The organism is Prevotella sp. S7 MS 2 (assembly GCF_000762865.1).
In the GTDB taxonomy this organism is placed as follows: domain Bacteria; phylum Bacteroidota; class Bacteroidia; order Bacteroidales; family Bacteroidaceae; genus Prevotella.
Window position 1 is genome coordinate 1 of sequence record NZ_JRPT01000045.1, and the last position, 26175, is coordinate 26175.

Annotated in this window: 22 protein-coding genes; 8 read left to right on the forward strand and 14 right to left on the reverse strand. The window is 43.8% G+C overall.

From position 1 onward, the window contains the following. From HMPREF0671_RS08450 to tig, 6 genes are all read right to left on the reverse strand, one after another. Window positions 1-400: acyltransferase (locus tag HMPREF0671_RS08450; RefSeq protein WP_036899431.1), on the reverse strand; the 400-nt coding region annotated here is incomplete at its 3' end. A 13-nt stretch (window positions 401-413) separates the two neighbouring features. Next, window positions 414-1457 carry an exo-alpha-sialidase gene (locus HMPREF0671_RS08455; RefSeq protein WP_156958394.1) on the reverse strand — a complete coding sequence of 348 codons (1044 nt, stop codon included), beginning with the start codon at window positions 1455-1457 and terminating at the stop codon, window positions 414-416. A 49-nt stretch (window positions 1458-1506) separates the two neighbouring features. After that, window positions 1507-3681 (reverse strand): DNA helicase RecQ, encoded by a 2175-nt coding sequence (gene recQ, locus HMPREF0671_RS08460; RefSeq protein ID WP_036899437.1) that lies wholly within the window; start codon window positions 3679-3681, stop codon window positions 1507-1509. Window positions 3682-3758: 77 nt separating this feature from the next. After that, on the reverse strand, window positions 3759-5006 hold the full coding sequence (gene clpX, locus HMPREF0671_RS08465; RefSeq protein ID WP_036899440.1) for an ATP-dependent Clp protease ATP-binding subunit ClpX: 1248 nt from the start codon (window positions 5004-5006) through the stop codon (window positions 3759-3761). A gap of 12 nt (window positions 5007-5018) precedes the next feature. Beyond that, entirely contained in the window at window positions 5019-5684 is a 666-nt protein-coding gene (clpP, locus tag HMPREF0671_RS08470) for an ATP-dependent Clp endopeptidase proteolytic subunit ClpP (protein WP_036899445.1), read from the reverse strand. A 165-nt stretch (window positions 5685-5849) separates the two neighbouring features. Further along, the gene (gene tig / locus HMPREF0671_RS08475; RefSeq protein ID WP_036899448.1) at window positions 5850-7205 is read right to left on the reverse strand and encodes a trigger factor; all 1356 of its coding nucleotides are present in this window, start codon (window positions 7203-7205) and stop codon (window positions 5850-5852) included. 258 nt (window positions 7206-7463) lie between these two features. Here tig and HMPREF0671_RS08480 point away from each other — a divergent pair, with 258 nt between their 5' ends. Beyond that, window positions 7464-8594 carry a PCMD domain-containing protein gene (locus tag HMPREF0671_RS08480; RefSeq protein WP_036899450.1) on the forward strand — a complete coding sequence of 377 codons (1131 nt, stop codon included), beginning with the start codon at window positions 7464-7466 and terminating at the stop codon, window positions 8592-8594. A 9-nt stretch (window positions 8595-8603) separates the two neighbouring features. Beyond that, window positions 8604-9380 carry a porin family protein gene (locus tag HMPREF0671_RS08485; RefSeq protein ID WP_036899455.1) on the forward strand — a complete coding sequence of 259 codons (777 nt, stop codon included), beginning with the start codon at window positions 8604-8606 and terminating at the stop codon, window positions 9378-9380. Between the two features lie 209 nt (window positions 9381-9589). On the opposite strand, the gene HMPREF0671_RS08490 is transcribed toward HMPREF0671_RS08485, so the two are convergent. From HMPREF0671_RS08490 to HMPREF0671_RS08505, 4 genes are all read right to left on the reverse strand, one after another. Next, the gene (locus HMPREF0671_RS08490; protein ID WP_198025894.1) at window positions 9590-10306 is read right to left on the reverse strand and encodes a peroxiredoxin; all 717 of its coding nucleotides are present in this window, start codon (window positions 10304-10306) and stop codon (window positions 9590-9592) included. Between the two features lie 308 nt (window positions 10307-10614). Continuing rightward, a complete protein-coding gene (gene lptB / locus HMPREF0671_RS08495; RefSeq protein ID WP_036899461.1) occupies window positions 10615-11433 on the reverse strand; it encodes an LPS export ABC transporter ATP-binding protein in 819 nt (272 codons plus the stop codon). 373 nt (window positions 11434-11806) lie between these two features. After that, window positions 11807-12109: a hypothetical protein gene (locus tag HMPREF0671_RS08500; RefSeq protein ID WP_036899464.1), complete on the reverse strand. Its 303-nt coding sequence runs from the start codon at window positions 12107-12109 to the stop codon at window positions 11807-11809. A gap of 340 nt (window positions 12110-12449) precedes the next feature. Continuing rightward, window positions 12450-12707: a hypothetical protein gene (locus HMPREF0671_RS08505; RefSeq protein WP_036899467.1), complete on the reverse strand. Its 258-nt coding sequence runs from the start codon at window positions 12705-12707 to the stop codon at window positions 12450-12452. A gap of 18 nt (window positions 12708-12725) precedes the next feature. On the opposite strand from HMPREF0671_RS08505, the gene HMPREF0671_RS08510 reads away from it, so the two are divergent. The 6 genes from HMPREF0671_RS08510 (at window position 12726) to HMPREF0671_RS08535 (ending at window position 20398) form a co-directional block, all read left to right on the forward strand. Further along, a complete protein-coding gene (locus HMPREF0671_RS08510) occupies window positions 12726-13223 on the forward strand; it encodes a methylated-DNA--[protein]-cysteine S-methyltransferase (RefSeq protein WP_036899470.1) in 498 nt (165 codons plus the stop codon). Continuing rightward, window positions 13196-16597 carry a DEAD/DEAH box helicase gene (locus HMPREF0671_RS08515; RefSeq protein ID WP_052052948.1) on the forward strand — a complete coding sequence of 1134 codons (3402 nt, stop codon included), beginning with the start codon at window positions 13196-13198 and terminating at the stop codon, window positions 16595-16597. The genes HMPREF0671_RS08510 and HMPREF0671_RS08515 overlap by 28 nt, the downstream gene beginning before the upstream one ends. Window positions 16598-17500: 903 nt before the next feature. Further along, on the forward strand, window positions 17501-17815 hold the full coding sequence (locus HMPREF0671_RS11805) for an outer membrane beta-barrel protein (protein ID WP_198025895.1): 315 nt from the start codon (window positions 17501-17503) through the stop codon (window positions 17813-17815). A gap of 197 nt (window positions 17816-18012) precedes the next feature. Then, a complete protein-coding gene (locus tag HMPREF0671_RS08525) occupies window positions 18013-18543 on the forward strand; it encodes a porin family protein (RefSeq protein ID WP_036899471.1) in 531 nt (176 codons plus the stop codon). Between the two features lie 202 nt (window positions 18544-18745). After that, window positions 18746-19333 carry a porin family protein gene (locus HMPREF0671_RS08530; protein ID WP_036899474.1) on the forward strand — a complete coding sequence of 196 codons (588 nt, stop codon included), beginning with the start codon at window positions 18746-18748 and terminating at the stop codon, window positions 19331-19333. A 129-nt stretch (window positions 19334-19462) separates the two neighbouring features. Beyond that, window positions 19463-20398, forward strand: a complete 936-nt coding sequence (locus tag HMPREF0671_RS08535; RefSeq protein ID WP_036899476.1) for a glycosyltransferase family 2 protein — start codon at window positions 19463-19465, stop codon at window positions 20396-20398. On the opposite strand, the gene HMPREF0671_RS08540 is transcribed toward HMPREF0671_RS08535, so the two are convergent. From HMPREF0671_RS08540 to greA, 4 genes are all read right to left on the reverse strand, one after another. Further along, window positions 20368-22077 (reverse strand): glycosyltransferase family 39 protein, encoded by a 1710-nt coding sequence (locus tag HMPREF0671_RS08540; RefSeq protein WP_036899479.1) that lies wholly within the window; start codon window positions 22075-22077, stop codon window positions 20368-20370. The genes HMPREF0671_RS08535 and HMPREF0671_RS08540 overlap by 31 nt on opposite strands. A 90-nt stretch (window positions 22078-22167) precedes the next feature. Continuing rightward, on the reverse strand, window positions 22168-24825 hold the full coding sequence (locus tag HMPREF0671_RS08545; RefSeq protein ID WP_084589748.1) for a glycoside hydrolase family 3 N-terminal domain-containing protein: 2658 nt from the start codon (window positions 24823-24825) through the stop codon (window positions 22168-22170). A gap of 167 nt (window positions 24826-24992) precedes the next feature. Next, window positions 24993-25388 (reverse strand): HIT family protein, encoded by a 396-nt coding sequence (locus HMPREF0671_RS08550; RefSeq protein ID WP_036899482.1) that lies wholly within the window; start codon window positions 25386-25388, stop codon window positions 24993-24995. Between the two features lie 35 nt (window positions 25389-25423). Then, window positions 25424-25891, reverse strand: coding sequence for a transcription elongation factor GreA (gene greA / locus HMPREF0671_RS08555; RefSeq protein ID WP_036899485.1), 468 nt, complete (start codon window positions 25889-25891; stop codon window positions 25424-25426). Window positions 25892-26175: the final 284 nt, after the last annotated feature.

Genomic DNA, 26175 nt, shown 5'->3' on the forward strand with positions numbered 1-26175 from the left:
CAAACATGGTACAAAGCATGGCCAACATCACCAAAGAGGTGGCTACATGGCTTCCATCCCACTTCACGCTGCCCTGCACGAGAAAGGAGATGGTGCCCAAAACGACACCAGCAATCACCATCGGATGCAAACGGATGAGTCGGCGTTTACAAAATTCACCTATCGACATGCGATTCCAACGGTCGTCGTAAGCATAACCGATAACGAAACCGGAAAGGATGAAGAAGAAAGGAACGGCCAAATAACCGTGGTTCCAAATCTGATCGGAGGGACTAGTAGCAAATCCTTCAAACAGATGGTAGATTAAAACCATGAGGGCAGCAATCCCACGCAAGCCGTCAAGAATGTCATAATGCGGTTTCGTGTCTGCAAAAGATGCAGCCGAAACGAGTTTAGTCATATTGTAGTTTGGTTTATTTCACAGGGATAGACACGAAACTTATCTCCTCGTAAGCATCGTTGATGCCATGTTCAAAGATCACCCCAACGTGATGAGCATCGAGCTTTACGATGTCAGAATAAGCCGAATGACCGGGATATATGGTCGTCATCAATTGCCAATGTCGGCCTCCATCAACACTCTTATGAATGGAAAGATTCTTTCGCTGTAACGAATGAGGATTGGAAAAAAGAAGTGTATGCTTGTTGAATGCCAAAATACTACCTTGACAGACAGGCTCTATCAAGTCGTCGTGGAACTGCATCTGCCCCATCGTCTTACCCCCATCACGGCTTAAAGCATAGGCGCGGACATGGGGATGTTGTGGATTGTAGTTGCGCATATTAAGCATCAAACGGCCATCGGACAACTCTACAACGCTGCTCTCATTGCCACCTTTCTCTTCTACAAGGCCACCTAAATGCCACGTCTTACCGGCATCGTCTGAATAAATAAGATGAGAATTATAGGTATTATCGCCCAAAGAAGAGTGATTGGCAGGCACAACCAAGCGCCCACGATGCGTATATCGCAACTGTATACCATGGCAAGGACCAGTGGCATACCATCCCCACGCAGGCGATTTCACGCTATCGGTAATCTCCTTAGGGGCCGACCAATGTCGTCCATCGGGCGTAGACGTAAGCACATAAACGCGACGTGGATAGCGCGAAGAGCCTGCCATCAGCTGAGATTCGGTATCTTTGCCATCGTTCCAACAACACACCAACACCACCTGCTTGCGCTGTGAATCGTAGATGGGAACCGGATTTCCGCAAACATCGTCGCCTGCATCCCACACAACAAAGAGGTCGCTCCACGTCTTCCCATTGTCTTTAGACGACTTCATCACTATATCTATGTTCCCCGTATCGGAACATCCATGACGCCGTCCTTCGGCAAATGCCAATAAATATTTAGGAGTGCGGATGATGGAAGGTATGCGAAAACAAGCATACCCAGCCTCACCACGAGAAAAAACAGTTGACAGTTGCGCACACAAAGTCAACTGTATCATGATAAACTGTATGATTAAAAAGAGCCGTTTCAAGGTTTCTGATACTTAGTTAGTTAGCCATTTCAGACATAAACTTGATTCTCACAAGTCTGATTTCATCCTCGGAATAGTCCTGACCTAGTTCTTTTAAGGCCGCCTCCATGCCGTCGGTCTCGCTGTCATGGAAATAGTCGTAGATATCATCTACATGGTCTTCGTCCATCACTTCTTCCAAGAAGTAGTCGATATTCAACTTCGTTCCACTGTAAACAATGGCCTCTACCTCTTCAAGCAGGGCGTCGAAATCGATGCCAAGAGCATCGGCAATGTCGTCTAACGCCACCTGTCGGTCGATATTCTGAATGATTTTCACCTTAATCATCGACTTCTTGGCCACCGTACGGACACGCAGTTCTTCGGGACGCTCAATGTCGTTGTCTTCGCAATATTGCTTGATAAGCTTCAAAAATTCGTTTCCATACCGGTTGGCTTTGCCGATACCCACCCCTTGGATGTTCTTCAACTCGTCCACACTGATGGGATACATCGTTGCCATCTGCTCCAAAGAGATGTCTTGGAAGATGACGTAAGCCGGTATTTGCATCTTCTGAGCGAGCGTCTTACGCAAATCCTTAAGCATCGAAAACAACTGAGGATCGAGCGCACATGTAGACTCTTCACCCTCATCCTCGTCATACTTGTTGAATTCATTGTCCTCTACAATCATGAAAGATTGCGGATTCTTGATGAATTTCTTGCCTGCTGCAGTAAGTTTTAGAAGCCCGTAATTCTCCACATCTTTCTTGAGATAGCCGGCTATCAAGGCTTGCCGAATCACCGGATTCCATAGTTTGGAAGCGATTTCTTCACCGGCTCCGAACTCTTCTAATTGGTCGTGCTTATGCGAAACAATGTCATCGGTACCACGACCTTTCACGAAATCGATGATATACTCTTGTCTGAAATCTTCTTTCAGAACTTTCACAGCCTTCAGAATGACCAACAATGCCGTCTCACCCTCAATCTTTGTCTTGGGATGTAGACAGTTATCACAACTATGACAGTTATCATGTGGGTACTCCTCACCGAAGTAATGGAGGAGCATCTTACGCCGACATACAGAAGATTCTGCGTATGCTGCGGTTTCTTGTAAGAGTTGTCGGCCGATGTCTTGCTCTGCCAATGGCTTGCCTTCCATAAACTTTTCGAGTTTCTGCAAGTCTTTATAAGCATAGAAAGCAATGCACATACCCTCGCCACCATCACGCCCCGCGCGACCGGTTTCTTGATAGTAGCCTTCCAAACTCTTGGGAATATCGTAATGAATGACAAACCTTACATCGGGTTTATCAATACCCATACCGAACGCGATAGTCGCCACGATGACGTCAATCTTTTCCATCAAGAAGTCATCTTGGGTCTGTGAGCGCGTCGCACTGTCTAGTCCAGCATGATAAGGTGCCGCCTTGATTTCATTGGCTAGCAACACCTGAGCCAACTCTTCAACTTTCTTACGCGACAAACAATAGATGATACCGCTCTTACCGGCATTCTGCTTGATGAAACGAATGATTTGCTTATCTATCTCTTTCGTCTTCGGACGTACTTCGTAATAAAGATTTGGACGATTGAAAGAGCTCTTAAACTCTTTCGCATCCATGATACCAAGGCTCTTCTTAATATCTGTACGCACCTTATCGGTGGCCGTAGCAGTGAGCGCTATGACTGGAGCGTTGCCGATTCTAGCAATTGTTGGACGAATATTTCGGTATTCAGGACGGAAGTCATGTCCCCATTCAGAGATACAATGTGCCTCATCTATGGCGTAGAAAGAGATTTTAATGGTTCTCAAAAACTCCACATTCTCATCCTTACTCAGCGACTCCGGCGCCACATAGAGCAGCTTGGTCTTCCCCATTCTCACGTCATCTACTACCTGTTGGATGGCAGCTTTGTTCAATGATGAGTTCAGATAGTGAGCCACTCCGCCATTCTCGCTCATGCCATTGACCACATCTACCTGATTCTTCATCAGTGCAATCAATGGAGAAATCACGATAGCTGTCCCCTCCATGATAAGAGATGGCAACTGATAACACAAGCTCTTGCCACCTCCGGTGGGCATCAATACAAACGTATCGTTACCAGCCATGAGATTACGAATGATAGCTTCTTGGTCGCCTTTGAACTTATCAAAGCCGAAGTAATTTTTCAATTGTTGGGTTAGATTAACTTCTTTCGTCATGTCAATAAGCAACTACTTATCCGAATAAGGAATGTCTTTCATTGTAAAATAGTATAAAGGACTGTAGGGACTCAGCCTTAAGCCGAGGCTAGTCCCTGCAGATGAGCCTTGTCCAACTGTGCTTTTGCATAGTCGAGTGACACTTCAAAGTTCTTCACATGTTTCGATGGAATCTCGAACATGGCATCCATGATCACCGACTCAACGATAGAACGCAGTCCACGAGCACCAAGTTTGTACTCCACAGCCTTGTCTACGATGAAGTCGAGCGTATCTTTAGCGAACGACAATTCAATGCCATCCATCTCAAAAAGCTTCACGTATTGCTTGATAATCGAGTTTTTCGGTTCTTCAAGAATGCGTCGCAAAGCATCTCTATCAAGCGGATTGAGATAAGTAAGTACCGGCAAACGACCGATAATCTCAGGTATCAAACCAAATGATTTCAGGTCTTGCGGGAGTATATACTTCATCAAATCCGTCTTATCTACGTTACGAACGTTCTGCACAGAGTTATATCCTACCACATGAGTATTCAATCGTTGCGCTATCTTACGTTCTATTCCATCGAACGCACCGCCACAAATAAATAGAATATTCTTCGTGTCTACGTGGATATACTCTTGATCCGGATGCTTACGACCACCCTGTGGAGGTACGTTTACCATCGTTCCTTCGAGCAGTTTCAAGAGTCCTTGCTGTACACCTTCGCCACTGACATCGCGCGTAATGGAAGGATTATCGCTCTTACGAGCAATCTTATCTATCTCATCGATGAACACGATACCGCGCTCAGCAGCTGGAACATCATAGTTAGCCACCTGCAACAAGCGGCTCAAAATGCTCTCAACATCCTCTCCTACATATCCTGCTTCGGTGAATACGGTAGCATCTACAATGGTAAAAGGAACGTCAAGCAACTTCGCTATGGTGCGAGCCAAAAGGGTTTTACCTGTTCCTGTGCTTCCCACCATAATAATATTGCTCTTCTCAATCTCCACTCCACTCTCGTCTTTCGGTTGTTGCAGACGCTTATAGTGGTTATAGACCGATACCGACAGATAGCGTTTGGCCTCATCTTGGCCTATGATATACTGATCAAGATATTTCTTGATTTCCTTCGGCTTCGGCACTTTCTTGAGTTTGAAGGCTTCTCCCTCCTTCTTTTCCTGAGCATTAGGAGCTGTGATGCCTGTAGACTTTACAATCTCATAGGCTTGTTGTGCACAGTTCTCACAGATGTATCCATTAAGTCCTGTAATCAACAATTTCACCTCTTTCTCACTTCTTCCGCAGAAGCTACATACCTTTTTCTGTGTTGACATCTTTGCCTTCGTTTATTTCTTACGCACAAGTACGGTATCTATCATACCATACTCCTTGGCCTCTTCCGCGTTCATCCAGTAGTTGCGATCCGAGTCTTGCCATACTTTCTCAAAGGGAGTATGCGAGTGATTTGATATAATGGTATAGAGTTCTTTTTTGAACTTCTGGATTTCCTTGGCTTCAATCTCAATATCGGAAGCCTGTCCTTGCACGCCACCAAGTGGCTGATGAATCATCACACGGCTATGAGTCAATGCCGAGCGCTTGCCTTCTTGACCGGAAACGAGCAATACGGCAGCCATCGAAGCAGCCATACCGGTACAGATAGTAGCCACATCGCTGGAGATAAACTGCATCGTATCGTAGATACCCAAGCCGGCTGTGACGCTTCCACCGGGGCTATTGATGTAAATAGAAATATCTTTTCCGCTGTCTACAGAGTCCAAATACAGCAACTGTGCTTGCAATGTATTGGCGGTATAGTCGTCAATTTCAGTTCCAAGGAAGATGATACGATCCATCATCAAACGCGAGAACACATCCATCTGTGTCACGTTCAACTGGCGTTCTTCCAAAATATAGGGATTCAAATATTGTGCCTGCGCCTTTACCACATCATCAATCATCATCCCGTTCATACCGAGATGCTTGGTGGCATACTTTCTAAAATCGTTCATTTGTTATTTTTTCCTTTCGTTTATGTAGATAAAAATAGAGGTTAACGACCCTCTTTTCAAATCTTGTAGGAACAAAGATAATAAAAAAAGTCGATAACCTCTTAATGATAAGAAGTTTTTTTATGTCGACAAATGCGAAAACTTCGCACCGACAACTTCCTTGAATTATTCTTCCATCAGTTTGTTGAAGTCGTCAAGAGAGATTTCTTTCTCATTCAACTTCACAACATTCTTCAAGACAGCACCGAGCTTACGGTCAACAGCTCTGTTCACGAAGCCATCGAGATTCTCACGCTTCTTCAACAATTCCTGAGCTCCCTGCTCGATATATTCTTCAGGAATATTGTTCATACCGTACTGTGCAAACTGAGCACGAGTGGTCTCCTTAGCCGACTCAAGTACGTCTGCATCTTCCACCTTAATATTATGTGCTGCCACCAGCTGCTCCTTAATCAAGTGCCATGTCAACTCCTTGATGCTCTGCTCATAGTTCTTTTCTACGAACTCTTCGCCACGCTCCTTGTTGTTTTGCAGCATAACGCGCTTCAACAATGCATCAGGATATTCGAGTTTACCAACTTTCTTCTCGCAGTATGCACGTACATCGAGGATAAACTTGTAATCGCTATCGGTTGCCAACTGAGCCTTCAAGCCCTCAGCAATCTTATCGCGGAACTCCTTCTCATCCTTTACTGCATCCTTACCAAAGACACTATCAAACAATTCTTGGTCTACTGCGTGCTTCTGGAAGCGCTGTATTTCTGTAATCTGATAGCTGAAATCACCGGTATGTTCGCCCACCTGTGCACGATCAATCTTCAACAATGAAGATACTTCTGTGTCATTTTCAGGATATGCTTTGCGAGGATTGAAGGTAATAATATCACCCAGCTTAGCACCATCGAAGAGTTTCTTCTGGTCGTCTACCTTGATATAGCTAGGCATCAACGCCGCAGCCTCAACCGTGATACCACCTTCTTTGGTGTTACCCTGCTCGTCGAGCTCGCGCAAATCGCCTTTCAACATATCGTTTTCTTGATAGTCTTCAACCTTACCATAGTTGCCTGAGCGAGACGCAAACATATCTACTTGGCGATCGATAAGCGCATCGTCTACGGTAATATTGTAATAGTCAATCTTGTTATGACCATTCAAATCGCACTGGAATTCAGGTGCTACAGCAATATCAAAGGCGAATGTGTAAGGAGCTTCCTTTGATAAGTCTTGTGGTTCCTGCTTCTCTGAAGGAAGAGGTTCGCCCAACATCTGAATCTTATTGTCTTGGATATACTTGTAAAGTTGGTCACCTACGAACTTGTTGATAGCGTCCATCTTGGCAGACTCGCCGAATTGCTTCTTGATAAGTCCCATAGGAACCATACCGGGACGGAATCCCGGAAAGTTAGCCTTCTTGCGATAATCTTTCAATGTCTTCTCGACTTGCTCTTTGTAATCTGCTTCTTCGACTGTAACGGTCAACAGACCATTGATCTTGTCGGGATTTTCAAATGAGATATTCATCTTCGATGTTTTGTTTATTATTTATGTTTTTTATTATTCTTGTTCTTTCATTAAGCAAAGACCATGCCAAAAGCCGGTAACTGCCAATACTTTACAATGGGATGCAAAATTACAAAATTAACTGTGTTCCTGCAATAAGTTAACTTCTTTTTTAGTATTTCTTACAAATCTTATAGACGCCGCGCCGCTTTTCTCCGTATCTTTTATTATTTTTGCGGTCTATATATACGCAATACAAAATATAATAGGCATTAGATTATGTTGAAATTCAAGTACTCGCTCTTAGCAGCGATGGCCCTGCTATCGTGCACATTTACGTCTTGTATTCAGGACGAAGCACAGAATGCAGAAGCCGACATTACAGCTTGTGCTTTGACCAATACAAGCATGCTCATTCGTACTCCGGTTATCACCAACGACGAGGTGAAGTTCTATATCAACGGTTGGAACGATGTAACCAAGCTCGCTCCCACTTTTACACTCACCGATGGAGCAACTATAGAACCAGCAAGCGGAACTGTAAGAAACTTCATGACACCCCAAACTTACACCGTCACTTCGCAAGACGGACAATGGAAAAAGACCTACAAAGTGTCTTTCATCTCTGACGACCCGGCCACAACGTATCATTTTGAAAAAATCAAATACTTCGTCGAAAAAGACTATATACACGGGAATGGTCAAGATAAAGAGTACTACCAAATATTTACTGACAACACATCCGACGGCGGAATCATGGATTGGGCTAGCGGAAATGCCGGTTACAAGATAACACATAGCCAAGACACCCCCGACACTTACCCCACTTGTCAAGCCGAAAATGGGTTCATCGGAAAGTGCGTCAAGCTGGAGACAAAGGATACTGGCAAGCTTGGTAAGATGTTCAAAGCACCGATAGCAGCTGGCAACTTATTCACAGGAGAGTTCTCCAGCAACCTCTTTGTAGCCAATATGGCCACACTAACCCACTTTGGTGTACCCTTCCGTAAGACTCCAACTTACCTGACAGGTTTCTACAAATACAAGGCAGGAGCAAAGGTTACCGATGCCAATCTAGACGAGGTAAAAGGTCAAAAAGATACATTCGACGTCTATGCAGTATTCTTCGAGACTTCTAAAGACACACCTTATCTCGACGGCACAAACTCGCTCACAAGCCCCAATATCGTCTCTATGGCACGCCTCACCGAAAAGAAAGAGACCGACGAATGGACGTTCTTCTCCATCAAATTCCAACCCATGAACGGCAAAACCATTGATGCCAACAAGCTCAAAGAGGGCAAATACAGTTTGGCTATCGTCATGTCTTCGAGCATCGATGGCGCAAAATTCATTGGAGCAGTGGGCAGCACGCTCTATATAGACGAAATGGAATTGCTTTACGAATAACTTTAAACAATGAAAATCAAATTCACTTTGGCATTGCTCTTTGCAGCCGTAGCCACCAACATACAAGCGCAACAAGAGCGCGATCAAAACATTATCAACTCCGAGAAAAACGGATGGGAGTACGAAGTTCGTGCCGGTATCAACATCGGTGGGGCTACCCCGATCCCCCTTCCTGTCGAGATTCGCAGCATCGACAGTTATAATCCTAAGTTCGCAGGTTCGATTGAAGGTATCGTCACACACTGGTTTGATAGCCAAAAGCAGTGGGGCATGTCTGCCGGATTGCGTTTAGAGAACAAGGGAATGGAAACTGGTGCCACGGTCAAGAACTACAGTACCGAGATTATCAACGACGGTAACCGCGTTGCCGGCTACTGGACTGGTTATGTAAAGACCAAATATAGCAATACGTTGCTCACTCTTCCAGTCATGGCCAACTACCGTTTCAACAATCGCTGGAAGGTTCGTGCAGGCCTATTCGCATCGCTACGACTCGACGGCGACTTCTCCGGACACGTGTCAGACGGTTATCTGCGTCAAGGAAATCCCACAGGTGAGAAGATAGTATTCAACGATGGGAAGACCGCAACTTACGATTTTACCAACGACTTACGACGTTGGCAATGGGGCGCACAGATAGGTGGAACATGGCGAGCATACAAACATTTCTCGGTAAATGCCGACTTCACATGGGCTTTCTCCAATATCTTTAAGGGCGACTTCAAGACCATTACGTTCAATATGTACCCTGTATATCTAAACGTAGGGTTCGGTTATCAGTTCTAAGCAGACAGAAACAAAGGGCTACAAAGCCATACATTGAGCACCGGGGACAATCTAACGAAAATGGAGATTGGGCCCGGTTTACGTATCAAATAAATAGAATAACAATTGATAAACAATGCAAACCTAAAAGCATTCGGCTACATCGGGAGTATACTTTCGGACAAACATAGAGCCATTACTTATATACCATGGTTGTATGCAGTTTTATTTCATTCTATTCTTTTTAGAGTTTCCATTATCTCTGAATATATCTTTGGCTTCTTTTGTTCATCTAAGTTAACTCCTTCAATGATTTGCTTTATAAATCCTTTCTTATCAACAATAAAGGTTGTTGGATAGCTTTTAACTCCTAAAACATTATTTAGAAACTCCTTTTGATTTGGAATTATTCGAAATGCAAATGAAGGATTCTCGTCATTTAAATATGTATTAAGTTGATTAGATTTAAAAAAGTTTCTTATTGATACAGAGTTATCAAATGTAACTCCTAGTAAAATATAATTATCCTTATTAAGACTGTCCTTAAGTGCATTAAGATAAGGGAGTTCTTTTATGCAAGGACCGCAAGATACACTCCAACAATAAATGATTAAAAACTTACCTGTCAATTCACTAGTTTTAATCTGAATATTATGAATATCAACAAAGTCTTTTAAAGGAAACTTTTTATTTAGCCATTGAGACTTAATCGTAAAATCGTCTTCATTAATAAATTTTATCATCCAAACAATGCTATCTCCTTTCTTAATATTACTAAGTATCTGAAAAGGCGATTTACCTGTTTTATACAAACTATCCATCTCAGACATTTCATAGTAAGTATTAGTCAAAGTCTCTCTAAATATATTATGCTTATTATTCTTAAACATAGGAGAATCTTTCAACGATGAAAATTGTCCAAATGAATCTATTTGATTGAATATCATTATTATGAAGAACAGGAGCATTCTAGTCGAATTACTTTTTCTCATAAGCTTTATATTTAGTTTATGTGATTATATACAATATTGCAATTTACAACTTTCTATTTCGTGTTCAAAGCATTTTTTATCCTTTATAATACACTATAAGCCACGAAAAAAAAGGAAATGACACAAATAAACAAATAGTTTATCAAAACGTATCGAACTCTTACAAATATGCAATTGCCCAAAACCGTACGAACTTTGCCGTCCGGTGCGGGAGAATGCTAAGCGAAAATCGGGTAAACTTACAAACTCATCAACCCAGAAAACTACTCCGCTTCGCGCTTTCTCTTCTCTTCGTCTATCGTTTGGAAGTCTTTTTTGCGCAACACGAAACTGTTACTCAAGTATTTCTCACGTACAATCTTATTACTAGCCAACTCTTCCGGATTACCTTGAAACAATATCTTACCCTCGAATAAAAGGTAAGCACGATCAGTAATCGTGAGTGTTTCCTGCACGTTGTGGTCGGTAATCAAAATACCGATATTGCGATATTTCAACTGCCAGACGATGTGCTGAATGTCTTCAACAGCAATAGGGTCGACACCAGCAAAGGGTTCGTCGAGCATAATAAACTTAGGATTGATAGCCAAACAACGCGCTATCTCGGTACGACGACGCTCACCTCCAGACAGTTGATCGCCTTTATTCTTGCGCACCTTACCCAAGCGAAACTCGCGAATCAACGTTTCCAAGCGTTCAAGTTGCTGTTCGTGGTTGAGCTGTGTCATCTCCAATACCGACATGATATTGTCTTCCACACTCATCTTACGAAACACACTGGCCTCTTGAGGCAGGTATCCGATACCTTTACGGGCACGCTTATACACCGGATCATAGGTTATTTCCTCGTCGTTGATGTACACATGTCCCTCGTTCGGCACCACCAATCCCGTCGTCATATAGAACGAAGTGGTCTTGCCGGCACCATTCGGTCCCAACAATCCTACGATTTCTCCTTGTCGCACATTGATACTTACACCGTTGGCCACCGTGCGCTTTCCATAGCGCTTCACCAGTCCCTCGGTGCGCAACACCATTCTTTCTTTATCGCCATGCAACTGTACGTTGTCCGTCTCGTTCATCGTTTTATCATTTCGTTGTTTCGATGCAAAGATAAAAAGAAAAATCGGAAGTCGTCCTATTTTTCCTAAAGAGTGCTATTCTGTGATATTAACAGGATGTCATATCTACGTCAAAAACGAAATCGGGATGCCCGTTTGAGACATCCCGATTTTGATTATTGTTTGTGAAAAACTCGTTCGTTAAGCATATTCAAGGCTGGTTCTATAAATTAGCTTTGTTAGATTTTGAGCTTTTTTTTGAGGTCAAAATACAAGAGAGTGAAGGAGTGTAGCGAGCTACACGACTGAACGAACTTACATTTTGAACCAAAAAGAAGCCAAAAGATAACAAAACGTATTTCATAAAAATTTAATGACTATATGCGGTGGTAATTTATAGAACCAGCCTCAAATGTTTCTGAGCGATTTTATCAGCTTTATCCTCGTTCGCCACATTGACCTCCGAGAGCGTAAAACTCTTCTTGTCGGGCGAGAAAGTTAGTGTATAGTAGGCCGACGTACCGGTGGGTTCATCCACCAACTGAAGCTTCCCATCAACATAGGTGAAACGATATTTCTCATCTTTCGACTTAAATTCATTCTTGCTATCAGCCCAAACCACGACGGCATTGCTTGTTTTGTCGAAAGCGACCGCAGGCGCTGTGATACCATTTGCAGCCTCTTCGGCCGTTGCCATATTAGTCCATTTACCTTCCAAAGTAACAGGATTTACAATTATTTTGTCATACTTTTCTCAGCTTCCATGACTTCGTTTTTATCACAAGAAACCATACCTACTGATACAATTAGAGCGAAAATCAGCGTGAAAATTTTGTTATTGTCCATTTTGTTATCCTTTCAATTAAATAATAACATTTGCGTTTATTGCGCTGCAATAATTAATATGCAAATTCCATACACACAACTTTTTTAAATGTTTTTTCAAAATTTGAATCGCGAAAGAGATTTTATTAACATCTCAACTAGCCCATTCAGATATTAATACATCCCCACTTCTCAGTCTTAACTCTTCACCCTTAATTTACTGCAAGCTTGGAGCAACGATGCTGAGAAGCTACTTCAGCACTGCTGAAAAGTTCATGCAGCAATACTGCCAAGCCTCCGCAATATACAAAGAATTCGTTATTATCAAGTCCATATCCCCAAAGAGAGACGGTGTACACACCACAGCTGTCCCAACAAAATAGTGCAAAGCAAGCCCCATCAACATTAAATTTGCACATGTCTTTGATTTGCTGTAACTTTGTCGATACCGAGTTTGAAGCCTCGGCCATTCTAATCTGTATCGTAATATGAAAATAGTCTATGGTTTTGCCCAGTCGCCTTTTGGCGAAATAGTGGTTGCTCGAACGTTCGAAGGATTCTGCGATGTGCAGTTTCTAGGCACCAATCGCATGGCTGTCATTCACGAGTTGGCAGCGCGTTGGGGTACTTATACAGAGACGGTACAAAATGACACGATAGCCCAAACCGTTGAGCGCGTCATCTTCGAAGGCTATCAGCACGAGCTGCCCATACGGCTTTATGGAACCGATTTCCAACGTTCGGTGTGGCAAGAGGTACAGAAGATTCCGTTTGGCACCACTATGTCATATCAAGAACTTGCTACCCGGCTGGGTAAACCGAGTGCCGTTCGTGCCGTGGCTACAGCCGTGGCACGCAATCCTTTGGCCATGATAGTGCCATGTCATCGCGTCGTACATAAAGACGGAACAACCGGACAATACCATTGGGGGGCAGAACTCAAGAAACAACTTATTGCATGGGAAAAGTCGAAGTTGACTCGATAAGCCGTCAGGCCGTCACTCCCGACGAACTCTTCTCGCTCGTAGGCGACATCCTGCGAGCCGATGGAACAGTACCCGTAAGCAAGATGATGCACGACGTATTGGTACTTGCGTGCCACGAAGCGCTCATGGGGACACACCAATCTTTCGGCAATCTCTTTGCACAGGTAGACTTCCTCTGTCGGCATCATCATGTATCGATAGCCGATACAGTGGCAATCCAACGCATGAGACACGACAGTAACCGCAATGAACAGCTCTCTGCCGAACAACTAGGCTACGACTTACGTGCATTGGCCGTATTTATATCAGCTATCTTCCATGTAGATATTCCCTCATCATTGGTTGGCAAATTGCCTACCCTCTCTGCCCGACCGGGACGTGAGATACACCACATAGACTATCGATACTTGCGCTGTATCGTGCGTACCTATAACGAACAGCACTTCACAGCCGTGGTCGATGCCGATGTAGAAGAGTACACGGTGACGGTAGACTATGCTACCGAACCACACCTTATATATATATATGAATTGTTACACGAGGGGGTACAGCTCAATCTGTTGGACTTTAGCGTGGCCGACGGTGGCGAGAAAAATCACTTGATACCCCTTCCGTCATCGGTCATCGTGGTGGAACCCGATTATCTGATAGACATTAGTAGCATTGCACGATGCTTCACCGACTATGGCCATCACCCTCTTTCATACGTCGTCAACAGCATGTCTCCGGCCGCAAACTCGCAAGCCATCCTCGTGGGAAACTTTGCCGGAGCCGCCCTCGACGACATTATCAACTGTGGGGGCAACTATTCGTGGAGCGAGACATTTAAGAATAATTTCAAAGAGAAGGCACTGGAATACTGTACATGCGACGACCTGAATCGTCGGGAGAACTTTAAAGTGGCGGCGCAACGACAGGTAGAAAATATAAAAGAGGCAGTAGACCAACTCTTCGATCATGATTTCGACCGTGAAAAAGCGATTCTCGAACCCTCGTTTGTTTGCGAGCGACTCGGTATCCAAGGACGTGTCGACTTGATGACAACCGACTTTGAACTGTTGGTGGAACAGAAATCAGGCAGCAATTTCAGCATACAGACCGGCCGCCCTAATGAATATGGCAGCTTCCAAAAAGAAGACCACTACGTACAGTTGCTACTCTATTACGGAGTATTGAGACAGAACTTCAACCTCAGAAGCAACAAGACCGACATACGACTGCTCTACTCCAAGTACCCTTTACCGGGCGGTTTAGTGGTAGTCAACTACTACCGAAAACTGTTTCAGGAGGCCATTCTATTTCGCAACCGACTGGTAGCTGCGAAATACGACATGGCTTTGAACGGTTTTGAAAAAATACTTCCACAGCTCAATCCTGCTACTTTGAACGAAGCAGGACTGGACAATCGCTTTTTCCAACAGTGGATATTACCACAAATCAAAGCCGTAACCGAACCGTTGACACGACTCTCCCGACTGGAACATGCATACTATTGCCGTATGATGACCTTTGTGTATCGGGAGCAATTGGTATCGAAGGTGGGAGCTCAAGAAGGTGTTGGCAATTCTACAGCCGACCTTTGGAACATGCCGTTGGCACAGAAGAAGGAGACCGGCAACATTTATACTGACTTGCAAATCATCAAACGCACGAAGAGTTCGGCTTACAATGGATACGACACAATAACCCTTGACGTACCCACACAGGGCGAAGACTTCTTGCCGAACTTCCGTCGTGGCGACATGATTTATCTCTATGCGTATCGCCATGGAGACGTACCCGATGTGCGTAAAGCTTTACTTTTCAAGGGCGCATTGGTGGAAATCACGACCGGCAGACTCGTCGTGCACCTCAACGATGGACAGCAAAATCCTCATATCTTATCGCCCGAAGCCGACGACGGCATGTGCTATGCTATTGAGCATGGAGGTAATCTAGGGGCTACCTCGTCTATCCGCAGCCTTCATAAATTTATTACCGCACCACAATCGCGCCGCGACCTGCTTTTGGGACAGCGTGCGCCACGCATCGACCGTTGCGTGACGCTCTCACAAAGCTATCATCCCGACTACGACAATATTGTGTTGCACGCTCGGCAGGCAATGGATTATTTCCTGTTGGTAGGGCCTCCCGGCACCGGGAAAACGAGCATGGCACTACAGTATTTGGTACGCGAATTCCTCGCACATCAAGAGGAGAACCCCTCCATACTGCTGATGAGTTACACCAATCGAGCCGTAGACGAAATCTGCGGAATGCTTTCAGAGCATAGACTTCCTTATATTAGAATAGGTAATGAGTATACTTGCGATGCAAGATTCCACGACCAGCTGCTCAGCAACCTGATAGAAGAGAGTCCTAGACTCGATGTCATCAAGCAGCGATTGCTCGGTATGCCCATCATTGTAGGGACTACCAGCACTATTCAGAACAAGTCGTATATCTTCGATTTGAAGCACTTCACACTCGCCATCGTGGACGAAGCAAGCCAAATATTGGAACCCGGACTGGTGGGATTGCTCACCTATCCCGACCGTTTTATACTCATTGGCGACCACAAACAGTTGCCGGCCGTGGTGCAACAAGACGCTTCAGAGTCGGAAGTGGATATTCCTGAATTGGTAGACATAGAACTAGACAACTGCCGCCATTCGCTTTTCGAGCGATTGGTGCGTTGGGAACGCCACGAACATCGTACCGACTTTGTAGGCGTATTGAATCGACAAGGGCGTATGCACCCTGATATTGCCGACTTCCCGGCACAGCAATTCTATGCCAACGAACAGTTGCAAGCCGTGCCACTCCCCCATCAGCGCGAGACGCGATTGCCCTATTTAGCGCCTGCCAAAGACAGTATGGACGAGCTATTAAAGTCTCATCGCATGGTATTTATTGCCTCCCAATACTGTCGGCAGCCTCATCTCTCGGATAAAGTGAACACACACGAGGCCGCCATTGTAGCCGATGTAGTAGAGCGCATCTATCGTTTTTATGGCGAACGGTTTGATGTTTCGAAGACCATCGGGGTCATTGTGCCTTACCGTAATCAGATTGCCATGATACGAAAATGTATCGAGAAACTGGGTATCCCGGCTTTGGAACAAATCAGTATCGACACTGTAGAACGCTATCAGGGTAGCCAGCGCGATGTCATCGTGTACTCGTTTACCATCCAACATAGCTATCAACTTGATTTCTTAGCTGCTACTTGCTTCTTGGAAGACGGACAAATCATCGACCGCAAACTCAATGTGGCGTTGACACGCGCCCGTCAACAACTGATATTGACGGGCAATCGAGACATATTACAAGGCAATCGCCTTTTCTCGCAGTTAATGAAATATGTGGAAGAGAAAGGCGGAATGCTAAGATAAGAATATTCTATCATCTCGTTTATTAGGTACTCTGATATTGTAAGCATTTCCATTTGTGTATAAATTGCTATACAAAATTCATGCTTAAGAAGCCTTTGCCACCCTATATAAGTTATATGTGGGTGTACTCATATCTCCTATGGTGAGAGTTTAGGCTTCAGTATTGATACTTGCGAAGATGCCGTGCATGATGTGGGAAAGCTACCTTTTGTTACAGTTGTAACAATGGATGACGGACTTATAAACGAAGAGAAAGGACGCATATATAGTAGCCATAAATCCCTGTGGAATCAAAGTAGATAAACCGATTGACTTTAACGGTAGGCAGCTACAATTGGTATACTCAGTAGGTAGAGCCACTTATAATCAGAAACAGCATACTGTGAAACTTGGAGCCGTTAGTGCAAGTATCTTCCATGTGATGCCTTGACGCAAGCTTGTAACAAACAAATTATAGATAACAAGAATGAAATAGCGAAATAAAAGTTATATATAGATGTAAAAAATCTATCCTAAAAACTTACAAAATATTCATACATATCTTAATATTTGCAAGTAGTAAATAGCCCATCAAATATATCACTTTAGAGAAAAGAAGCTCAAAACCATTTAAAACATCAGACATCTATGAGAAAAGTATTATTAGTTATAGTATTCATGCTATGCTCAATAGCAGGGTTTGCACAATACAATATAGGTACATTTTGATTTAAACCCAAAGTGGGTTTGAGCATAGCCAATGTAACAAACTCTGATGCTACCGGCCCTAGATATGGAATAGTAGCCGGTGGATAGTTTGAGTATCAAGCTACAGAAAGTATCAGTTTCAGTATTGGTGCTTTGTATTCGATGCAAGGAGCAGTCAGCATAATTAACCAAGGGTGAAATAGTGTTAACAGCACTTTGAAACTCGACTATATCAATATACCCATTTTAATGAATGTAACTTTTGTCCGTCACTTTTCTGTTAAAGCTGGTATACAACCGGGGTTGAGACTGAATAATGCAGTAGAAACAAGATTTGCAGGCGACACATACCCATATTCTGTTTATGGTGTCAGACTCTTTGATATTTCATTGCCTGTAGGTATAGCCTATGAGAACCGTAACATAATGCTTGATTTGATGATTAACGAAGGGTTAATCACAGTCCATCCCAACACAAGTGCCAAAAAGATAGCAGTCCAACTAAGCGTGGGGTATCGTCTGAAACTATAATTTGAGCGTACGTACACAGCCTCTCACAAATGTTAATAAAATAATATAAAGTTTTATTTGAGTAAAAATCGTTAGGTCATTTGTAACTTTCATGCTTGTCACCCCCTCTTTGCTTTAGAGAGTTTAAAGAGATAATATATCTATAAATAACAAAAATTAGAAACAAGTATGAAAAAATCATTTTATCAGCAGCATTGATGTTGACTACAGTAGCAGCATTCGCACAACACGCAGTAGGTTCGTTGACAATCCAACCTAAGATTGGTATGAACATCGCTAACTTGACTAAGTCAGACGCCGATGCACGTATTGGCTTGGCAGCAGGTGCAGAACTCGAATATCAAGCTTCTGATATCGTCAGCGTAAGTGCCGGTGCGTTGTATTCAATGCAAGGAGCCAAGGTTCATAACTTGACGACTAAACTCGACTATATCAATGTTCCTATCTTGGCAAATGTATATGTTGCTAAAGGCTTAGCTGTAAAATTGGGTATCCAACCGGGCTTCAACGTGAACAGCCAATACAAGCTTAAAGTTGGAGATGAAAGTTCTACTAAAGACATTGACGTGAAAACAGTAGACTTCTCTATCCCTGTTGGTCTGTCATACGAATACAACAACTTCGTGGTTGATGCTCGTTACAACTGGGGATTGACCAAGATTTCAGACTTTTCTGACACCAAGAACAGCGTATTCCAAATTACATTGGGCTATAAATTCGGTTTGTAAAAATATCAATTATACTGATATAAGAGAGCTTCCGCATTAGTGGAAGCTCTTTTTATTTATATAATGGGCACTAACTATGGGCAGTCCATTATTGTTAAAAGATATAAATAAAGTAACGATATTTGTATAAAAATTTGTTACACAAGCTACTTTACACTATATTTGCGAATGTAACAACAATTAATTCTAAATTATAAACCTTATGAAAAAGACTCTATTAGTAGCTGCCATGATGCTATCTTCTGTAGCAATGTTTGCACAACATGCTGTCGGTTCAATCACTGTTCAACCAAAAGTAGGCTTGAATCTTGCCAATTTTACAAAATCTGAAGGTGATATCAGGGTAGGTTTGGCAGCTGGTGCTGAATTTGAATACCAAGTAACCGATATGGTTAGTATCAGTGCCGGAGCTCTTTATTCTATGCAAGGAGCAAAAGGAACAGAGGTAGTTAATGGAATTAATACCCCAGCCACAGCTAAATTAAATTATATCAATATCCCTATCATGGCCAATGTATATGTTGCTAAGGGATTCGCTGTAAAACTTGGAATCCAGCCGGCATTCAAAATAAGTAGTTCTTTAGAGGGTAAAGCTAACGGAATCAAAGCTTCTAAAGATATAGATGAAATTAAGTCGTTTGACTTTTCTGTTCCTGTAGGTGCCTCATACGAGTTCAACAACTTTGTAGTTGATGCTCGTTACAATTGGGGATTGACAGAAATTATCAAGGAAAGTTCAGCCAAGAACAGCGTATTCCAGATTACATTGGGTTATAAATTTGACCTCTAAAAACAGCAATTTTAATAATATAAAAGAGCTTTCGCATTAGCGAAAGCTCTTTTTGTTGGTATTATCAACTATATTTCTCATATTTTGTAGCTATCTTTGTAATTGATAAACCGTATATACTAAGGTCGCATGAAAATATATATTGTCGTTCCTTGCTACAATGAAGAGGCGGTATTGCCTTGGAGTATCAACCATTTGCAGACGCTCACCGAACGCCTCAAACAAGAAGAGGAAGTGGAAGCCCGACTCTTATTCGTCGATGATGGTAGTCGAGATGGTACATGGAAGCTCATCACAGACTATGCTCGGCAATATCAAAACGTATCGGGACTGAAGCTATCGCACAACGAAGGGCATCAAAATGCACTATGGGCAGGACTGGAACAGACCGTTGGAAAATGCGATGCAGCCGTTTCGATAGACGCAGACTTACAAGACGACGAGACAGCCATTATTGAAATGGCTCGCCAAGTAAAGACGGGGAAAGACATTGTGTACGGTGTTCGCAAGCGCAGAGACACAGATACGGCTTTCAAACGCGTCTCAGCACAGTTGTTTTATCGTTTGATGAAGCAGGTAGACAAGGAGATTGTGTTTAATCATGCCGACTTCCGCATGATGACATCACGTGCTATTGAGGCGCTCATGCAGTATTCCGAGCGCAACTTATTCCTTCGCGGTGTGGTGAGACAATTAGGCTTTAACGAGGGATTTGTGTATTATGACCGCACCGCCCGCGTAGCCGGAGAGTCGAAATATCCATTCCGTAAGATGCTGGCTTTCTCTATAGACGGCATCACTTCTTTCTCTGTTGCACCCTTAAAGTGGATTACTGTCATCGGATTAGCGATGATGCTAGTATCTGTGGTGGCAATTATATATGCTATTATCGAGCATATAGCCGGCAAAACGGTAGCCGGTTGGACCTCACTTTTGGCTTCATTATGGTTTATTGGCGGCATCGTGACTACCGGTATCGGCATTACGGGCATCTATGTCGGTAAGATTTATACCGAAGTAAAGCGCCGCCCACGTTATTTTGTAGACGAGCGCATAAACCTATAGAAGTATATCGTATCTCTCACCTCAGCTATTCGACGTGCCGAATGCCAATCACTGGCAAAGCGATAATCTTGATGTTTGCTCACAAAAGCATCTTTCTCAGAGGCTTTCAACATAACAATACCTCTCATCGGGCGGTCTAGTTCAAATTGTCGAATGCGGTCACCGGCATAGAAATCAGTTCCAAAGAAGTGGTGCATCGGGGTCTCAAGATATTGGTAAACAGGCTCTTTAGGATAACGATGATTGATAAATTCGGCCAAAGGACGCTCGCTTTTCACATTGAGTACAGTAGGAAGAATGACTCCATCAAGCAACATGAAAATCACAAAAACAATACTAAACATGTGTGCCACCATCAAATGGCGGGTGCTATAAGGTTGAGAATGGCGCACCGCCGTGTAGAAAGCGGGAATCCCTATAAGCACAGGAAGTGCGAGCAAGAGAATGTTTCCAAAATGCAGAGGGGCATTCTCCAGTGCACGAAGCATCAATATATTCTCATCGGCATGCTTCCCATGGAAAACAGTATCGGGTATAACGCCGGTTCTAATAGTGATGAAAGCAACCACAACAACAAACCCGATAACACTCAGTGTAGCCACAAAAGTATTCACAGTACGACGATGCTGTTGAACAAGACTGACGATATACTGAGCCAACAGTAGTGCCATGAACGGATAACAGGGTAGTAGATACACACTGCGCTTGCTTGATGGAATGCAATAGAAGAACAGGGTTAGTCCGAAAGCCAACCACGTGAACAATTGGAAAGAGTCACACGTACGAAGCTGGCGTAACCCGTTGACGATTCCTTGCGGACGTTTCCACTTAATAGAGAAAAGCGAAAAGACAGCCAATAATGTCCAAGGGGTCCACCCCACAAGCAGTGTCATGAAATTGTAAGTAAAGAGATGCTCGTGCGAAGAATAACTCATCGTACCGGTGAATCGACCGAAGTTCTCTTCCATCACCAAACTGATGAAGTTATCACCGGCCTGATGATAAGCGGCAATATACCACAATGAGGGAATGATGCAGGCTGCAATAGCCAGCAAAGTGAGCTTTCCAAACACCTTCCACCAACATACTCCACGAATCAACATGAACACGCCAATAACAAAACAAGGCAGGATGATGCCCACAGGTCCTTTGGTCAAGGCTGCCCCACTCATGCTCAGAACGGCCCAAATGGGGAATCCACGCATACCACGTTCCCACCAACGGTAAAGCAACCAATAACTGCCGACCATGCAAAGCGTCAATACCATGTCGACACGACATGCCATTCCAGCCCTATGAACCTCGAAAGCCGAGAGTGTCAACATCGCTGTCATAAAGGCAATACTTGCATCTTTGCGGCGCGAATTGAACAGATAGCCACCTACAGTCATAGCGATGAGCGACAAAGCAGAAGGCAAACGGGCTGTAAACTCGCTGACATAGCCTTGCGGAAGCGAAAGGAGGGCGATAATCCAATGGAAAAATGGTGGCTTATAAGGGATATCACCACCATTGTTGATAGGCAATATCCAGTTGCCATCTTTCAACATGCTCAACGCCACCACGGCCTCGCGCGGTTCACCTTTAGAATAAAATTCGGTGAGACCAAGGAAAGGTAACGTAGTGACGAAGGCTACAAATAAGAGTGTCCACAACAATACGCTTCTATTCTCTGACATATCTTCAATGCTTATTTTGACTGCAAAAATAGCCATTTATGTCCACATTGCTGCATATAAACCTATAATTCGCAGCAAAACAGCGTCTTATTATTGAACCGCAGAAATCATCTCTATATCGTATATAGCATTGAGAGTGACGGTGAGCCTGACCGTCTGATACCCTTTTTCCTCAAAGACGAGCACGTCTCCCACGCGACTTTGCAAACGATAGACACCTTTCTTATCGGTCAACACCGTTGTCTTACCACCATTGGTCGACACCTTTACCTGTCTCATCGGGGTTGCTTGCACATCTCTTACCACTCCTACGATGCTAATAGATTTGCCTAAATCGGCCTTCTTGATTCCTTTCTGACTGTTACTAACCGTTGCCGTAGTAAGATTGTTTTGCCCTACCGTGACGGTATCTGTAAGCAAAATATTGTCTGACGAACTGCCTATCATCACCGAGAAATCGCCCGGCTCTACCACTTTCTTGTATTCATTGTTGTATAAAGCCAACTCGCCTACAGGCACTTTGAATGTCAGTTGCTTCGTCTCTTTGGGCGCAATAGCCACCTTTTCAAAAGCATAGAGTTGCTTAACAGGCGTAGTTACCGAGCCAACTAGATCACGAATGTAGAGTTGCGGGACTTCCATACCGATGCGTGTGCCTTGATTGGTCACGTCGAAGGTGACGGTTAGCGTGTCTTTCTCTGCCAATTTACGACGCTGTACCTTCAGATTGGAATAGGCAAAGCGAGTATAGGAGCGCCCAAAACCAAAGCTATATTCGGCATAAGGGTCGGAGAAAACATAGTCACGTCCCGGTGTTTCGAGCGTACCTTTTCTATTATAGAAGCCCTTATCGGTAGGAAGATAGTTGTAATAGCAAGGCAGATGACCTACACTCTTGGGGAAAGAGATGGGCAAGCGTCCCGAAGGGTTCACCTTACCAAATAATACTTCGGCCAATGCAGTGCCACTTTGTTCGCCACCATACCACTGTACCAACAGCGCATTGCAACGCTTGTTGAAACTACCCGTAACGAGCGGACGACCTGTAACCAACACAACGATGAACGGCTTACCCTGTTTAGCGATTTCATCTACGAGTTCCTGCTGTACACCGGGAAGCGTAAGATTGCTTAAATCGAAGCCCTCACCGCTTGTAGCAGGGTCGGAAGCGCGTGCCAAGAGTGCGCTCTGCGTACCCACACATACGATGGTTAAGTCGCTTTTCTGCACAGCCTTGACAGCTTCATCAAAGCCTTTTTTATCTTGAGACCATAGGTCGCATCCCTTGGCATAGTTCACTTGTATTTGCTTTCCCACCAATTTTCGGATGCCCTCAAACGGTGTTACACCATCTTTCTTTTGGTCGCTCCATGAGTAATCGCCAAATTGTACGTGGTCGGCATTAGGTCCTACCACCGCGATACTCGACAGTTTATCCGCCGACAATGGCAGACAATCATTTTTATTCTCCAACAATACGATGCTCTCACGAGCTGTATTGAGTGCCACCTCTATCGCTTCGGGCGTATGTACATTCCTCTTTAGCCCCATCGTATCGGGCAACTCATCCTCGAAAAGTCCCGATGCAAACTTCGTATAGAGTATATGTCGCACAGCATCATCAATGTCTTTTTCGCTTATCTTACCTTGTCTGATAAGTTCCAATGCATACTGGTAGCAATCGCTACTAGCCTCTAAATCCAGTCCAGCAGTAATCGCTTTCTGTGCAGCCTCGGCATTGTTGCCCGCCACATGGTGGAAACATTCAAGCATAGAGACCGAACCCCAATCGGAATATACATATCCTTTAAAGTGCAGACTGTCGCGTAAGAGCGATTTAAGGAAATAAGGTGACGAGGTTATAGGTTCTCCATCGTACGAACTATAGCAGTTCATCACGCTGAGCGGATGGCATTCGCGGATGACATATTCAAACGGTTTGGCGTATAATCCCAGCAATTCTCGACGCCCACCGCGTACAGAAGCGAGATTCAGACCACCTTCCGGAGTGCCGTGAGCAACGAAATGTTTGAGCGTAGGAATCTGTTTATGGTCTTGAAGCCCATTGATGTAGGCAGCTCCCATCTTTGAAATGAGCAACGGATCTTCGCCATACGTCTCTTCCACGCGCCCCCACCTCGGTTCGCGGGCAATATCTAAGTCGGGTGCCAACGCTTGTTTGGCGCCAATGGCTTGCATCTCTTTGCCTACAAAATGACCGACTTTTCGTATCAGCTGCGGATTGAAAGTCGCACCAAGAGCTATGGATTGCGGAAAAATAGTACATCCATCTTGTACCACTCCGTGCAATCCTTCCATCACAGGAATAACAGGTATGCCGAGTCGAGTGTGATAACGCATGTGCTTCTGAATCTGGTACATGGCATTGAGATACTGCTCCGATGAATAAGGAAAAGCCTCCACGCATCCAAAACTCAGACCATCGGTCGATTTGATCAATTTATCTATGTCGACGCGTCCGTCCGAATTGTAGTGTTTAAAATGTATATGCCGCATTTGCGCCACTTTCTCTTCCAGCGTCATCCTACCCAAAAGGTCTTCCACCCGCTGCTCTACAGGTGCCTGTGGATTCTTGTATAGTGGGATGGATGAATCGACTTTTTTGCTTTGTCCCTGTACATTAAGAGTCGTAGAAAACAACAACAGTATACCCATGACACCGTTCATCATGGTCGAAAGAGTTTTTTTACAAAGTTTGGAATGCTGCTTTTGCTTAGTATTGTCCATGGTTTTTATTATGTATATAAGGATTGACTGCAAACTTACGAAAATAAAATAAAATGACAAAATAAATTTATCGAAAAATGTATATACGCAAAGAGCGGATGTATCAAAATTGATACATCCGCTCTTGTATGATGGTCTAATTGCCTATGATGGGCTATGAACGATAATTATTTCTTGAATTCGGCGTAAATCTTAGCTGCTATTTCCTTGAATTCCTCTTCGTTCAACTGCAACTTCTCTTTGTGGAAATCCACATCGGCCTCGCTGTTAATTGGCATCAGATGGATATGTGCATGGGGCACTTCCAATCCCAATACCACCTGAGCAACCTTCTTACAAGGGAAAACTGTCTTGATAGCGGCAGCCACTTTCTTGGCAAATAGCTGGAAAGCAGCCAACTCTTCATCGTCCATATCGAAGATATAATCTACCTCACGACGCGGAATCACCAGTGTATGCCCTTTCACCAAGGGATTAATATCAAGGAAAGCGTAGAAGTTCTCGTCTTCCGCACACTTGTAGCTAGGAATCTCTCCGGCTGCAATCTTTGAAAAAATATCCATCGCGTGTCTGTTTATAAGTTGATAAAACTTTCGATTTAGTCTAGCGAAATATTGTCGATACGCAGTTTGATAGTGCCTCGTGGAATCTTAATTTCCACCTCATCGCCCACCTTCTTGTTCAGCAATCCCTGCGCAATCGGAGTCTTAATCGAAATCTTACCGGCTTTCAAGTCGGCTTCGCTTTCGCTCACGATGGTGTAAGTCATCTTGGTTTTAGTGGCTAGATTGGTCATCTCCACCTTCGACATAATCTGTACAGCGTCAGTACTGAGGCGAGATACGTCTACGATCTTGGCCTCAGCCAAAGCCAGCTTGATTTTATTAATCTTATCTTCAAGATGAGCTTGTGCCTCTTTAGCGGCGTCGTACTCCGAATTTTCACTTAAATCGCCCTTGTCACGAGCCTCTGCAATAGCGGCCGATGCCTTAGGACGTTCTACAGCTTCTAGCTGTTTGAGCTGTGCTACGAGATTATCGTAGCCTTCTTGTGACATGTATGCCATATAAAATAAATTTTAAAAATTGTCTTAAAGTTTTTCCGAGATACAACAAAAACGACGAATTCCGACAGCCTTTGTGTTGTCGGAATCCTACTTTCCATTGTCTACTTCATGTCTATTCTGTTGGCAAAGATAGACATTATTTTGTTAACAACCAATTATTTCTCCCAAATTTACACTTTTAAAACTTTTGTCCATATTTGTTACCAAAGTCAAAGTGACACTCCCATAATCCTCCTCGGTCTAATCAGACTTCTCACTTCTCGTTCCAAACTCGCCTACTTACC

Coding starts and splice junctions, on each gene's coding strand:
- HMPREF0671_RS08455 (WP_156958394.1), bottom strand. CDS start 1,457: ATGATACAGTTGACTTTGTGTGCGCAACTGTCAACTGTTTTTTCTCGT.
- recQ (WP_036899437.1), bottom strand. CDS start 3,681: ATGACGAAAGAAGTTAATCTAACCCAACAATTGAAAAATTACTTCGGC.
- clpX (WP_036899440.1), bottom strand. CDS start 5,006: ATGTCAACACAGAAAAAGGTATGTAGCTTCTGCGGAAGAAGTGAGAAA.
- clpP (WP_036899445.1), bottom strand. CDS start 5,684: ATGAACGATTTTAGAAAGTATGCCACCAAGCATCTCGGTATGAACGGG.
- tig (WP_036899448.1), bottom strand. CDS start 7,205: ATGAATATCTCATTTGAAAATCCCGACAAGATCAATGGTCTGTTGACC.
- HMPREF0671_RS08480 (WP_036899450.1), top strand. CDS start 7,464: ATGTTGAAATTCAAGTACTCGCTCTTAGCAGCGATGGCCCTGCTATCG.
- HMPREF0671_RS08485 (WP_036899455.1), top strand. CDS start 8,604: ATGAAAATCAAATTCACTTTGGCATTGCTCTTTGCAGCCGTAGCCACC.
- HMPREF0671_RS08490 (WP_198025894.1), bottom strand. CDS start 10,306: ATGATATTCAATCAAATAGATTCATTTGGACAATTTTCATCGTTGAAA.
- lptB (WP_036899461.1), bottom strand. CDS start 11,433: ATGAACGAGACGGACAACGTACAGTTGCATGGCGATAAAGAAAGAATG.
- HMPREF0671_RS08500 (WP_036899464.1), bottom strand. CDS start 12,109: ATGGCAACGGCCGAAGAGGCTGCAAATGGTATCACAGCGCCTGCGGTC.
- HMPREF0671_RS08505 (WP_036899467.1), bottom strand. CDS start 12,707: ATGGCCGAGGCTTCAAACTCGGTATCGACAAAGTTACAGCAAATCAAA.
- HMPREF0671_RS08510 (WP_036899470.1), top strand. CDS start 12,726: ATGAAAATAGTCTATGGTTTTGCCCAGTCGCCTTTTGGCGAAATAGTG.
- HMPREF0671_RS08515 (WP_052052948.1), top strand. CDS start 13,196: ATGGGAAAAGTCGAAGTTGACTCGATAAGCCGTCAGGCCGTCACTCCC.
- HMPREF0671_RS08525 (WP_036899471.1), top strand. CDS start 18,013: ATGTTGACTACAGTAGCAGCATTCGCACAACACGCAGTAGGTTCGTTG.
- HMPREF0671_RS08530 (WP_036899474.1), top strand. CDS start 18,746: ATGAAAAAGACTCTATTAGTAGCTGCCATGATGCTATCTTCTGTAGCA.
- HMPREF0671_RS08535 (WP_036899476.1), top strand. CDS start 19,463: ATGAAAATATATATTGTCGTTCCTTGCTACAATGAAGAGGCGGTATTG.
- HMPREF0671_RS08540 (WP_036899479.1), bottom strand. CDS start 22,077: ATGTCAGAGAATAGAAGCGTATTGTTGTGGACACTCTTATTTGTAGCC.
- HMPREF0671_RS08545 (WP_084589748.1), bottom strand. CDS start 24,825: ATGGACAATACTAAGCAAAAGCAGCATTCCAAACTTTGTAAAAAAACT.
- HMPREF0671_RS08550 (WP_036899482.1), bottom strand. CDS start 25,388: ATGGATATTTTTTCAAAGATTGCAGCCGGAGAGATTCCTAGCTACAAG.
- greA (WP_036899485.1), bottom strand. CDS start 25,891: ATGGCATACATGTCACAAGAAGGCTACGATAATCTCGTAGCACAGCTC.